Origin of the sequence: Stanieria cyanosphaera PCC 7437, from assembly GCF_000317575.1 — a bacterium.
Taxonomy (GTDB): Bacteria; Cyanobacteriota; Cyanobacteriia; order Cyanobacteriales; family Xenococcaceae; genus Stanieria; species Stanieria cyanosphaera.
Genome location: NC_019748.1, coordinates 3563291 through 3575338, shown reverse-complemented (window position 1 = coordinate 3575338; position 12048 = coordinate 3563291). Strand labels below are relative to the sequence as shown.

Here is a 12048-nt window from a genome sequence, read left to right as displayed (position 1 = left end):
TTTTTTATTGTCTAATAATAGAAGAGTCTGGAGAAATATTACTCATCATTAATTAATTGACAAAGCAGTAGCTTTAATCAACTCAAGATTATTTCTCAAAAATTCATTAACTAACACTTGAACATCAATATTTTTTTCTTCAGCCAATTTATTAAGAAAATCACCAAGATCTGATTCAAGATAAATTGGAAAACTAAAAGTAGCATCAGACTGATAAAATTTACCTCTTTCTCCACCAGAAAAATCATATTCTGTTTTCATTAGTGATCCTTTTGATATTGTCTAGCTTCGTTATTGGTAGCTTTCCGCGCTGAAATTATCCGAATTTTACAAGAAAACTTATCGATTTCCTCGAAGGTATGGACGACAACTCGCAAAACACCAGTATTGTCTAATCCTATAGTAATCCAACGGTCTTCATATTTGCTATGAGCTTGATCGTAAATAGATAATTGGTTTGGATCGCGAAAAATAGTTGCTGCTTGACGAAAGCTGATGCCATGTTTGCGAATATTTTGTTGTTCTTTTTGAGGATTCCAGTCAAATTGATAACGCAAATGATTTTAAAGTAATTTAAACTTGAACAGCTTGTATTATAAGCAAGAGATAAATTGATTAAAAAAAAACAAAAATATTTTTCCTTCTTTAGTCATTACAAAAAAATTCCTCAAAGAGACAAGAATAGATACAATTAACCCTGTGCTGTTTGTCTAACGGGTTGCTATGTCTGAAATATCCTCTACTCCTTTTTCCCCTGAAGAAATTGCTGCTGAAGGTATCAAACCAGAAGAATACCAGGAAATTGTCAATCGATTAGGTCGTCATCCCAATCAAGCTGAGTTAGGAATGTTTGGTGTAATGTGGTCAGAACACTGTTGCTATAAAAACTCTCGACCGCTATTAAAACAGTTTCCCACAGAAGGTAAACGTATCTTAGTTGGCCCAGGAGAAAATGCGGGTGTAGTAGACTTGGGTAATGGTTTAAGACTTGCTTTTAAGATCGAATCTCATAATCATCCATCTGCCGTCGAACCATTTCAGGGTGCAGCTACAGGAGTAGGGGGTATTCTTCGTGATATCTTTACTATGGGTGCGCGTCCGATCGCAATTCTCAATTCTCTTCGCTTTGGTAATTTGGAGGATGCCAGAACCAGACGCATATTTCAAGGTGTAGTTGAAGGTATTTCTCACTATGGTAATTGCGTAGGCGTACCCACCGTCGGTGGTGAAGTTTATTTCGATCCCGCCTATACTGGCAATCCTTTAGTCAATGCGATGGCACTAGGATTGATGGAAACAGATGAGATTGTTAAAGCTGGTGCATCAGGTATTGGTAATCCAGTACTATACGTGGGTTCTACTACAGGTAGAGATGGGATGGGAGGTGCTAGTTTTGCTAGTGCCGAATTAACCGATGAATCTATGGATGACCGCCCTGCGGTACAAGTGGGCGATCCTTTCCTAGAAAAATCTCTGATTGAAGCTTGTTTGGAAGCCTTTAAAACTGGTGCAGTAGTAGCAGCCCAAGATATGGGGGCAGCAGGAATTACCTGTTCGACTTCGGAAATGGCAGCTAAAGGTGGAGTAGGGATTGAATTAGATTTGGATAAAATTCCTGTACGGGAGACAGGGATGATTCCTTATGAATATTTACTATCTGAATCCCAAGAAAGGATGTTATTTGTTGCTGCAAAAGGAAGAGAACAGGAATTAATTGATATTTTCCATCGTTGGGGACTCCAAGCAGTAGTTGCAGGGGAAGTAATCCCAGAATCTATCGTCAGAATTTTATTTCAAGGAGAAATTGCAGCCGAAATTCCTGCTACAGCTTTAGCAGACAATACCCCGATTTATCAGCGAGAATTATTAAAAGAACCTCCTGAATATGCTCAAAAAGCTTGGCAATGGAGTTCAGATTCTTTACCAGGCTGTGATTATGAAGGGCTATTTGTCGATGGAGTATATAAAACTTGGAACGAAATTTTATTACAGTTATTAGATAGTCCTACCATTGCTTCCAAACATTGGATTTATCGACAATACGATCATCAAGTACAAAATAATACTATCCTGTTACCCGGTGGTGCAGACGCAGCCGTAATTCGAGTCCGACCAATTAATGCTAAACCTAGTGATTGTAATATTGGTGTGGCTGCTACAACCGATTGTAATCCCCGTTATGTCTATCTCAATCCTTACGAAGGCGCAAAAGCTGCCGTGGCTGAAGCTGCCCGTAATTTAAGTTGTGTTGGGGCTGAACCTTTAGCCATTACCGATAATCTTAACTTTGGTAGTCCTGAAAAACCGATTGGATATTGGCAACTAGCAGAAGCTTGTCGTGGTTTGGCTGATGCTTGTCGAGAATTATCGACTCCTGTTACTGGTGGTAATGTTTCTCTCTATAACGAAACGGTAGATTCTAAGGGCAATCCCCAACCTATTTATCCTACCCCTGTAATCGGAATGGTGGGTTTAATATCTGATCTAACCAAAATCTGTGGACAATCTTGGCAAAATGAGGGAGATATTATCTATTTATTAGGTTCTCCCTCTCTCTCCCTCTCCCCCTCTCCCCTAGGTGGTTCAGAATACTTAGCTGTCATTCACAACACCGTTGCAGGGCAACCTCCTGTAGTCGATTTTGAATTAGAAAAGCAAGTACAGGAAACTTGCCGTCACGGAATTCGTCAAGGCTGGATTAACTCTGCCCATGACTGTGCCGAAGGAGGGTTAGCTGTGGCTTTGGCAGAATGTTGTGTTAGCAATAAATTTGGCGCAAAAATTACTTTAGACAATGACCAAACTTTAAGACTCGATGAAATTTTATTTGGCGAAGCTGCTAGCAGAATTATTGTTTCTGTCAATCCTAATGTGATTTCAAGTTGGGAAGCTTATCTGCAAACAAATCTAGGTGATAAGTGGCAGAAAATCGGTATTATTACAGAAAAAGAATCGTCTCTGGAGATTGCGATTAAGAATAATTTATCATTAATTAATGTTAAGATTAATAACGTAATTGATGCTTGGCATCAGGCAATCGAACGCAGGCTACAAGGCTAATATCTCAGCAGGATTTACGATTGGTGGTAAATAATTCCGCGATCGCTATTAAAATAACTCAGTTTTTTTTCAAACCGATCGCAGAAAATAAGATTGGGTCAGTCGAAGGTACTCTGCCTTTCCAGGGCAGAGTCTGCTTCGACTTCGTCAATCTAGTTTTCTCCATCGGGTTTAACTATTTAGTACCGCACATAGGAGCAATCATCGCATGATGCCTCATCAGTCTTTTTCTTCCGAGCAAGGCAATCCCGTCAGCTATCAAGAGCAAAACGATTTTCACCACTTACCAGACAAACCAGAAGAAGCTTGTGGCGTGTTTGGATTGTATGCACCAGAAGAAGATGTTGCTAAATTGACTTATTTTGGTCTTTATGCCTTACAACATCGTGGTCAAGAATCAGCAGGGATTGCTACTTTTGCAGGAGAGCAAGTACATTGTTACAAAGATATGGGCTTAGTTTCCCAAGTCTTTAATAACGATATTTTACGCAAGCTACCAGGAACTTTAGCTGTAGGTCATACCCGCTATTCTACAACAGGTTCTAGTCTCAAAGTAAATGCTCAACCTGCTCTTGCCAAGACTAGATTAGGTACTCTTGCTTTGGCACATAACGGAAATTTAGTTAATACTTTTGAACTACGGCAAGAATTAACCAAACGAGGAGTTAATTTTAATACTACTACTGACTCAGAAATGATTGCTTTAGCGATCGCGGATGAAGTAGATAGTGGTAAAGATTGGTTGAAAGCAGCTATTAGTGCTTTTGAGTTGTGTTCTGGGGCGTATAGTTTAGTAATTGGTACTCCTGAAGGATTAATGGGAGTCAGAGATCCCAATGGAATTCGACCTTTAGTAATTGGTACTCTCAATGAGGGAACTACTCGTTATGTACTTGCTTCCGAAACCTGCGGTTTAGATATTATTGGGGCAGAATATTTACGGGATGTCGAGCCAGGAGAATTAGTTTGGATCACAGAAGATGGGCTAGCTTCGTTTCATTGGGCGCAAAAACCATCCAGAAAGTTGTGTATTTTTGAAATGATTTATTTTGCTCGTCCTGATAGCTTGATGCACGATGAGACATTATACAGTTATCGCTTGCGATTGGGCGAACAATTAGCAGTAGAATCCTATGTAGAAGCAGATTTAGTAATGGGTGTACCCGATTCTGGAGTTCCTGCTGCGATCGGTTTTTCTCGTAAATCTGGGGTTGCTTATGGGGAAGGATTGATTAAAAATCGTTATGTGGGGCGTACCTTTATTCAACCAACTCAGCATATGCGAGAGTCTGGAATTCGCATGAAACTCAATACCCTTAAAGATGTTTTAACAGGGAAAAGAATTATTATTGTTGATGATTCGATTGTCAGAGGTACAACTAGCCGTAAGATAGTCAAAGCTTTAAGAGATGCAGGGGCAACCGAAGTTCATATGCGAATTTCCTCTCCACCTGTGACTCATCCTTGTTTTTATGGCATTGACACCGATACTCAAGATCAATTAATTGCTGCTACCAAATCGGTTAAAGATATTGAAAAACAAATTGGAGTAGATTCTTTAGCTTATTTAAGTTGGGAAGGAATGTTAAAAGTTACTGGAGAAAATCCTAATAGCTTTTGTTCGGCTTGTTTTACAGGCGATTATCCTATCTCAATCCCTGAAGATGTTAAACGTTCTAAGTTAATTTTGGAAAACGCGAAGATTTAAACAAAAAAGGTTAGCAGAAGTAAATTTAATCATACTCCTGCTACTTACGTTACATAATTAAGAAGATTTACAACTAATCTCACCAAGTTGAAGTTAAATTAGCTAATGAATTTAAAATTATTAATTAAGCGTTTTGGGTTGGGAGTAGTTATTGGACTTGTTGTTGCAACAATAGGTTGATCTTATTGCGATTACTATCACGTTTCAATTTGGCTTTTTCAAAGAATTATTAGCAGTTTAGTCTTGGCGACTTGTTTTGGTCTGATTGCTACTTTTGGTAATCTAGAACAATTGATAGAAAGATATTTTAAACTGCGCAAAAAAAATAAAAACTTTAAAAAAGTGATTATCGCGCAAAGCAAATTTTAGTATCTTTCAATTGAATAAAAAATTTCTATTGATCAATGACTAACCGCAGCAGTACTATTAATGGCATTGGCATTTGGTTACAACGCTCCTTAGCAGCACTTTTTCTGACAGGGCAAGTTGTAATTCATCTCCTTAAAGCCAAAATTCATCGCAGGAATACCTTAGAACAAATGGCAGTAGTAGGGCCAGACTCACTAGCGATCGCTTTAGTTACGGCTGCTTTTGTAGGAATGGTGTTTACAATTCAAGTTGCGAGGGAGTTTCTGTATTTCGGTGCCGGACAAGCAGTAGGAGGCGTACTTGCTTTAGCTTTAACTAGAGAATTAGCACCAGTTTTAACTGCTGTTGTGATTGCAGGAAGGGTAGGATCGGCATTTGCTGCCGAAATTGGAACGATGCGAGTTACCGAGCAAATTGACGCTCTTTATGTTCTTAAAACAGATCCAATCGATTATTTAGTCATACCAAGAGTAATCTCATGTTGCTTAATGTTGCCAATTTTAACGCTTTTATCCTTAATTACTGGAATGATAGGCGGATTGATAATTTCTGAGACTTTTTATGGTATTTCTCAGGTTGTTTTTTTAGATTCAATTCAAAATTTTTTACAGGTTTGGGATTTATGTACTGCATTGATTAAATCAGTTGTCTTTGGAGCTTTAGTTGCCATAATTGGTTGTAGTTGGGGATTAACTACCACTGGAGGAGCAAAAGGTGTAGGACAATCGACTACCACAGCAGTAGTGACAGCTTTACTCGCTATTTTTATTGCTAATTTCTTTTTATCGTGGTTAATGTTCCAAGGAACAGGTAGTGCTTTGGTAGAGTAAAAACTAGAGAATTTGACATCTTCTCCGCACTTCAGGGCGGAGATTCCAAAGCTAGATAGGAAGCGTTAATTGTTCCCATGCTACTTTACGGGTTGACGATTCATCGCGAACTGCTACTACAGTAGTCTGACACTCACTCCCCGTCCGTTTTAAATCGTGGATATGCCCTACCCCGATTAAATCTATTAATTTTGCTGTGTCTGTGGGTGGTGCGCCAATTGAAGTGTTGATTGATTACATTAAAAATCAAAGCCGTCCTAGAAGGACGGGGCTTGTATCCCATTAATTTCGGTCACAATAATAAAAAAAGGACTTAGTTTTGCTACTAAAGGAGGTTAATCTCAAGTGACTAATACACAACCTACTACTGAAACTCAAGCAACAGTTGAACTAAGACCAAGTTATAACCTTTCTGTAGGTTTAATTGCGATCGCTATTGCAATTTCCTTTTTCCAAATTTGGGTCGGAGGTGTAATTGCTATTTTAGGCTTGTTTTTATTGGTGCAAACAGCCACAATCAGATTACAATTTACTGATACTGCTTTAGATGTTTGTCGTTCAGGAAAATTGCTGCGTCGATTTCCTTACAGTGATTGGTTAGCGTGGCGTATTTTTTGGCAACCTGTACCGATTCTCTTTTATTTTCGTGAAGTAAAAAGTATTCATTTTTTACCAATTCTGTTTGATTCTAGAATGTTGGTTAGTTGTTTGGAAAAATATTGTCCTCTTAAACAGTAGATAGAGCTTAAACCTACAGAAGTTTCCGTGTTTGGTAGACCACAGGTAAAGAGTAAAAAGCGCTTCGGCGTCAAAAACGTGAAACGAAGGATCAAAGTACAAGGCAACTAATAACTGGTATGTGATCTAGTCACTGAAAATCGCTGTAACTAAATTCACAATCTAATCAAGCAATGGCAAACAACTAACAAATAAAATCAATAGAGATGAATCTTACTCAGCTTAACTTTCCAAATCAAACCAAAACTCATCCTCAAGACAATTTTGCAATTACTTTTGCACCCTTATCCCTAGAAGAAGTTTATCGACTAGCAGACGATCCGGCTAATGGTGCAGTTGTAGTAATGAGTGGTACAGTACGCAATCAAACTGGTGGTAAGCAAGTATTATCTTTAGAATATCAGGCTTATGAACCAATGGCGATCGCGGTATTTCGCTCGATTGCAGCCCAAATTCGTCAACAATGGCAAGATACTAATCGAATAGTGATCCATCATCGTGTGGGACATTTAGAGATAGGAGATCTTAGTGTTTTAGTCGCAGTAGGTTGTCCCCACCGTTCCGAAGCTTTTGAAGCTTGTCGATATGCCATTGATACTCTTAAACACAACGCTCCAATTTGGAAAAAAGAGTATTTTCAAGAGGCTGATGGGCAAATTACAACTCAATGGGTAAATTGTTGTTGAGTCTAAATCTTTTTACTTTGAGCTTCAAACATCTAATCTCACTTTGCCGACTGGTTTAGCCAGACAAGTTAAAACATAGCCTGCTTCACAATCAACTTCCTCGTCGTAAACTACTTCTCCTGATAGTTTTTTAACCTTACAATGACCACAAACACCCATCCCACAACCATGAGGTAGAGAAATATTTTGAGCTTGTGCTGCTTCTAAAATAGAAGAATTGCGATCTCCCCCTTGGCAAGGCGCGAAGCGATCGTAACTAATTGCTTGACCAGATTTAGCTAACCAAACTATTGGCGATGAAGTAGCAGCAACTGAATTGATTGGAGAAGGAAAAGGAATTACTTCAGTAGTAGCTGGTTTAGCAGAAGTAGGCAGAATTGAAAGAGAAGGAAGATGATGAGGTTGACAAGCTGATGAAGAGGAATGTCTGGGGACTTGAGATTTAAAACTGGCTTCTAGCCTTTTTTTGCGATTAAGTTCGTTAGAACAACCCTCACTATTTTGAACTTTGGAAGTTAAAAAAGATTCAGTTGCCGATAAAGCCGTACTAACTCCTGAAATTGGTAATTGAGCTACAGAATGAGCAGATTTTTGCTCTCTTTCAAAGTCACAGCTTTCTTCATAATAATTTTCCATCGGAAAATCCATTTGTTCTAATAAAGACCGAACTGAGATTAGAAAAGAATTCGATCCGCAGACATAAACATTGCGTTCTTCAAAATCTGGAGCGATCATCGATAACATTGAGGTATTTAATCGACCCGTATAACCCAACCACGCCTTACTTGTTTCAGGGCGAGTAATTGTAACTGCTAGTTTAAAGTTAGAATATCTAGTTGCCATTAATTCTAATTCAGAACGAAACATCAAATCCTGAGGAGTAGCCGTACTATGACAAAAGATCATATCTACCTCGGAAACAGTATCACAAAGCCAGCGAGCCATCGACATCAAGGGAATGATTCCGCTACCAGCCGAAATAAATAATAATTTGGGTGCTGGATTATTAAAACAACTAAATTTGCCCATTGGCCCTTTAATTTTAATCTTACTGCCGATCTCAAGCTGGTCATGTAACCAATTACTAACTAAATCTGGTGGTGCTGTTGGTTGATCGGCAAATATAGGAACACGTTTAACAGTGATATCGAGAGTATGAGGACGAGAAGGCGAGGAAGAAATCGAATAAGAGCTTTTAAGCGATTGACCATCAATTTCTAGTTTAAGAGTTACAAATTGTCCTGGTTGATAGGTAAATAAAACTGGCGGTTCAGCTACAAACCTAAAAGTTTTGACATCATCAGTTTCTGAAATAATTTGTACACAACGAACAATCAGTTCTCCTTTACTCCAACGATTAATTGAGGTAGGCTCAATAGTTGCCAAAGGCATATAGTTTTTAGGAATAGATGGACTAGGAGAAGGATTAGTTGTAATTTCACTAACTGATTTCATCCATAACAGATGAGAACCAAGATTAAGACTATCAGAAGGGTTTAAAGGATAATTTTGATTTACTGTAGTCAATTCGTTATTGAGTCTTGAACCATTCCGACTACCCAAATCGGTATAGTAATAGTTACCATTTTTAAAAGTAATTTTGCCGTGAATTCTACTTACTAGGGAGTCTTGCAATACAATACAACACCGTTCTTCTCTGCCAATTAAACATTCCTGATTAAGCATTTTTTCAGGCGTGATATAAACAGTGGTAATTTTTTGGGGTTGTTTGCTGTTGACAATGATAATTTCTGGCATTGATCTATCCTTAACGTGTTTTCAAGGAAACAAAATAAATATTAAATTGTTAACGAATTATTTCGGTTGAGATGAACTAAATTGTAACTGAGTTGTCTTATTGCTATCTCAATCAAAAGGTTTATCTTGGTATTACGTTAAGGTGAGCAATAATTATGCATTAAGTAGTTAAAAGCAGGAAAAAGGGAAAAGGCAAGTAATTAATTTTCTCTATAGTAGTACTTATCTAGTCAAAGCAATTTCTTTTGTATTTTGACGGCTGGTTGGGATTTCGGTAACAAATGAAATCAACTGTTCGATGGTTAAAGATTGATATTTTTCTTGTCTTAAAAGATTTAGTAACTGTTCTAAAGTAGAAGTCTTGGGATGAGATTGATTGACAATATTAAGAGCAGTTTCTTGAACAAGCTCGTTAATTAAAGGATTACTCAGTAAATGATGAGCTTCAGTTTTAGCTGATTGAGAATCAAATTGATTTAAAGCATAAAGACTAGCAGCTTGAATCACAGAATTAGATTCATGTAATAGTTCCTTGAGAACTTGTTCGGTTACTGCTGAGCTTATATAGGTTGTGCCTAGGAAAATGCTTTTACCCCCAACAAATACTATATGTTGACAAGAATGTAACTCTTGAAAAATAGCTCGACTAAGACGTTGTTGCCAATCAGCAGCTTGATTCTGAAAAATTAAAACGATCGCATCTTGAGCTACAATACCAATGCGTCTAGCTAACTCAATTCCGTTCGGTTCGTCATCGCTCTTTTCTAAAATAGTTAATAAAGATGTAATAATTCGTTGTTGTTTAGTGACAAGAAATTTACGCAATAACACAAATACAGGATTATGTTCTTGAAATCTTAGATTGCTTAAAATTTGGTAGCGAGATGCTTCTACTTCTAAACGTGCTAATAATTTTTTTGCTTTAAGAACACTCATCCTCCAAACAATCCCTTTTTCACCTAATTTTTTTGTTTAGGTTGTATTCAGATGATTTATGCAGTTTTAGATTTTAAAACTTTGTAAAAAAAACCTTTCCAAGTAGTCACGAACTTGACATACTCTTTTCACAGATTTGTCATTTCGGTAAATTATTTTGAAAATGATCCTTGCCAACGAAAATAGATCATGAATACAAACACTTCCAAAAGCTGGTGGCAACAATATCGTGAAGCTGTGCGTCGTTCTAGATTACACCAAGAACTTTTAATGCTGTTGCACGGTCAACAAGATCAGGCTCAAAGATTGATTAACTTAGAAAAAAGTAAAAATCCTGGTCACTTAGAAACCTGGTATTTAAATAAAGTTATTTATGACTTAAGAAAAGAAGCCTAATTCTCATCTTGTGATTGATTAGGATGCCAAGGAAGGGATTGTTCGGCTGCCTTAAATTTTCTGCTAGGATTGATTGGTTGAGAAAAAGGAAAAGACAAAAGTTCTAGTTGGGCAGATGAAGTAGGTTGTTCGGGAGACTCTCCTCTTCGACGTTGAGAGGTTTTTTCTTCACTAGTATTTTCTGTTACTACTTCATAAAGAATTGCTTGTTTGTTTTGAATATTTCCTTTTCGTAATACTCTGCCCAATCGCTGAATATATTCTCTAGTCGAACCAGTTCCCGATAAAATAATGGCAATTCGAGCATCGGGTACGTCTACTCCTTCATTAAGGACGTGGGAAGCAATCAAAATTTTTAACTCTCCTGCTTTATAACGTTTCAGAATCTCATGACGCTCTTTAACTGGTGTTTGATAGGTAATGGCAGGAATCAAAAATTCTTGAGAAATACGATATACCGTAGCATTATCGTTAGTAAAAATTAGAATCTTCTCAGGATAATGTTTCGTAATCAGATCAACTAATACCCTTAATTTGGCATCTGTACCCAAAGCAATTTCTTTAGCCTCTCGATGAGCTAACATCGCTGCTCTCCCTTGTGGCGATCGCGCACTGGCTTGGACAAATAATTGCCAACCTTCTAAACTGCCGAGGGAAATATTAGCTTGACGTAAAAAGTCGTTACGGGTTTGGATCGCTTGGTCGTATTTTTGCTGTTCTGTTTGAGATAATTTGACTTTAACTTGAACGATTTTGTGTGAAGCTAGGGTGTTTCCAGCTAGTTCCTTGGCTGTTTTGCGATAAACCACCTTACCAATTAAAGTATCCAAAAAACGATGATTACCATCGGTGCGTTCGGGTGTAGCAGTTAAACCTAAACGATAAGGTGCGATCGCGTATTCGGCAATGACTCGAAAAAAATCTGTCGGTAAATGATGACATTCATCAAAAACAATCAAAGCATATTTATTTCCCAGAGTTTCAGCGTGAATGGCTGCACTATTATAAGTAGCAATTAAAATCGGAGAGCGATCGCGAGAACCTCCACCCAACAAACCTACTTCGACATCAGGAAAAGCAGATTCAATTTGAGCATACCATTGATGCATCAAGTCTAAAGTCGGAACTACTACCAAAGTTGTACGCGGAGTAGCTTGCATTGCCAATTGAGCCAAATAAGTTTTTCCTCCCGCCGTAGGTAAAACGACTACTCCTTGTCGTTGAGATTGTTTCCAAGCGAGTAATGCTTCTTGTTGATGAGGATAAGGTTCGATTTCCACACAAGAATTCAATTCCAAGGCATAAAAATCCTTGGCATCATCAATAAATTCTGACTCTTCTGCTTGCAAAGCTTCTACCAAAGGACGATAGTAAATAGCTGGGATGCGAAACTTTTCAATGCGATCGTCCCAGATAGCATATTCTAGCCATAATTTACCTCTTGGTGGAGGATGCAGAATCAAAGTACCTCGGTCAAATTTTAATTGGGAGATGCGAGGCATATCTCAGTTACCAGTGAGCAGTTAGCAGTAGGGGCTAACGAACGTTCCCCCGTACAGTTATTTAG

11 protein-coding genes and 1 pseudogene are annotated in these 12048 nt (G+C 38.0%); 7 read left to right on the top strand and 5 right to left on the bottom strand.

What is annotated here, in order from left to right; all coding sequences use genetic code 11:
• Positions 1-48 precede the first annotated feature (48 nt).
• Both STA7437_RS15465 and STA7437_RS15460 read right to left on the bottom strand, forming a co-directional pair.
• Positions 49-261, bottom strand: a complete 213-nt coding sequence (locus STA7437_RS15465) for a hypothetical protein (RefSeq protein WP_015194324.1) — start codon at positions 259-261, stop codon at positions 49-51.
• Positions 261-557: a BrnT family toxin gene (locus STA7437_RS15460; protein WP_015194323.1), complete on the bottom strand. Its 297-nt coding sequence runs from the start codon at positions 555-557 to the stop codon at positions 261-263. The genes STA7437_RS15465 and STA7437_RS15460 overlap by 1 nt, the downstream gene beginning before the upstream one ends.
• Positions 558-723: 166 nt before the next feature.
• Here STA7437_RS15460 and purL point away from each other — a divergent pair, with 166 nt between their 5' ends.
• The 6 genes and pseudogenes from purL to STA7437_RS15435 all read left to right on the top strand — a co-directional run bounded on the left by purL (position 724) and on the right by STA7437_RS15435 (position 7391).
• On the top strand, positions 724-3060 hold the full coding sequence (gene purL / locus STA7437_RS15455) for a phosphoribosylformylglycinamidine synthase subunit PurL (protein ID WP_015194322.1): 2337 nt from the start codon (positions 724-726) through the stop codon (positions 3058-3060).
• Between the two features lie 208 nt (positions 3061-3268).
• Entirely contained in the window at positions 3269-4768 is a 1500-nt protein-coding gene (purF, locus tag STA7437_RS15450) for an amidophosphoribosyltransferase (protein ID WP_015194321.1), read from the top strand.
• Between the two features lie 404 nt (positions 4769-5172).
• Complete coding sequence (locus STA7437_RS15445; RefSeq protein ID WP_015194320.1) at positions 5173-5967, top strand: MlaE family lipid ABC transporter permease subunit; 795 nt, start codon at positions 5173-5175, stop codon at positions 5965-5967.
• A gap of 190 nt (positions 5968-6157) precedes the next feature.
• A pseudogene (locus tag STA7437_RS27865) lies at positions 6158-6253 on the top strand (IS200/IS605 family transposase); the annotation flags it as partial.
• A 59-nt stretch (positions 6254-6312) separates the two neighbouring features.
• Complete coding sequence (locus STA7437_RS15440; RefSeq protein ID WP_015194319.1) at positions 6313-6705, top strand: DUF3119 family protein; 393 nt, start codon at positions 6313-6315, stop codon at positions 6703-6705.
• A 206-nt stretch (positions 6706-6911) separates the two neighbouring features.
• The gene (locus STA7437_RS15435; protein ID WP_015194318.1) at positions 6912-7391 is read left to right on the top strand and encodes a molybdenum cofactor biosynthesis protein MoaE; all 480 of its coding nucleotides are present in this window, start codon (positions 6912-6914) and stop codon (positions 7389-7391) included.
• A gap of 24 nt (positions 7392-7415) precedes the next feature.
• Here STA7437_RS15435 and STA7437_RS15430 read toward each other — a convergent pair whose 3' ends face one another.
• Positions 7416-9149 (bottom strand): FHA domain-containing protein, encoded by a 1734-nt coding sequence (locus STA7437_RS15430; protein WP_015194317.1) that lies wholly within the window; start codon positions 9147-9149, stop codon positions 7416-7418.
• A gap of 222 nt (positions 9150-9371) precedes the next feature.
• On the bottom strand, positions 9372-10085 hold the full coding sequence (locus STA7437_RS15425; protein ID WP_041619482.1) for a hypothetical protein: 714 nt from the start codon (positions 10083-10085) through the stop codon (positions 9372-9374).
• A 189-nt stretch (positions 10086-10274) separates the two neighbouring features.
• Between STA7437_RS15425 and STA7437_RS15420 the strand changes: the two genes are divergently transcribed.
• The gene (locus STA7437_RS15420) at positions 10275-10481 is read left to right on the top strand and encodes a hypothetical protein (protein ID WP_041619480.1); all 207 of its coding nucleotides are present in this window, start codon (positions 10275-10277) and stop codon (positions 10479-10481) included.
• Here the strand turns inward: STA7437_RS15420 and STA7437_RS15415 are convergent.
• Positions 10478-11983: a DEAD/DEAH box helicase gene (locus STA7437_RS15415; protein ID WP_015194316.1), complete on the bottom strand. Its 1506-nt coding sequence runs from the start codon at positions 11981-11983 to the stop codon at positions 10478-10480. The two genes, STA7437_RS15420 and STA7437_RS15415, sit on opposite strands and share 4 nt — an antisense overlap.
• Positions 11984-12048: the final 65 nt, after the last annotated feature.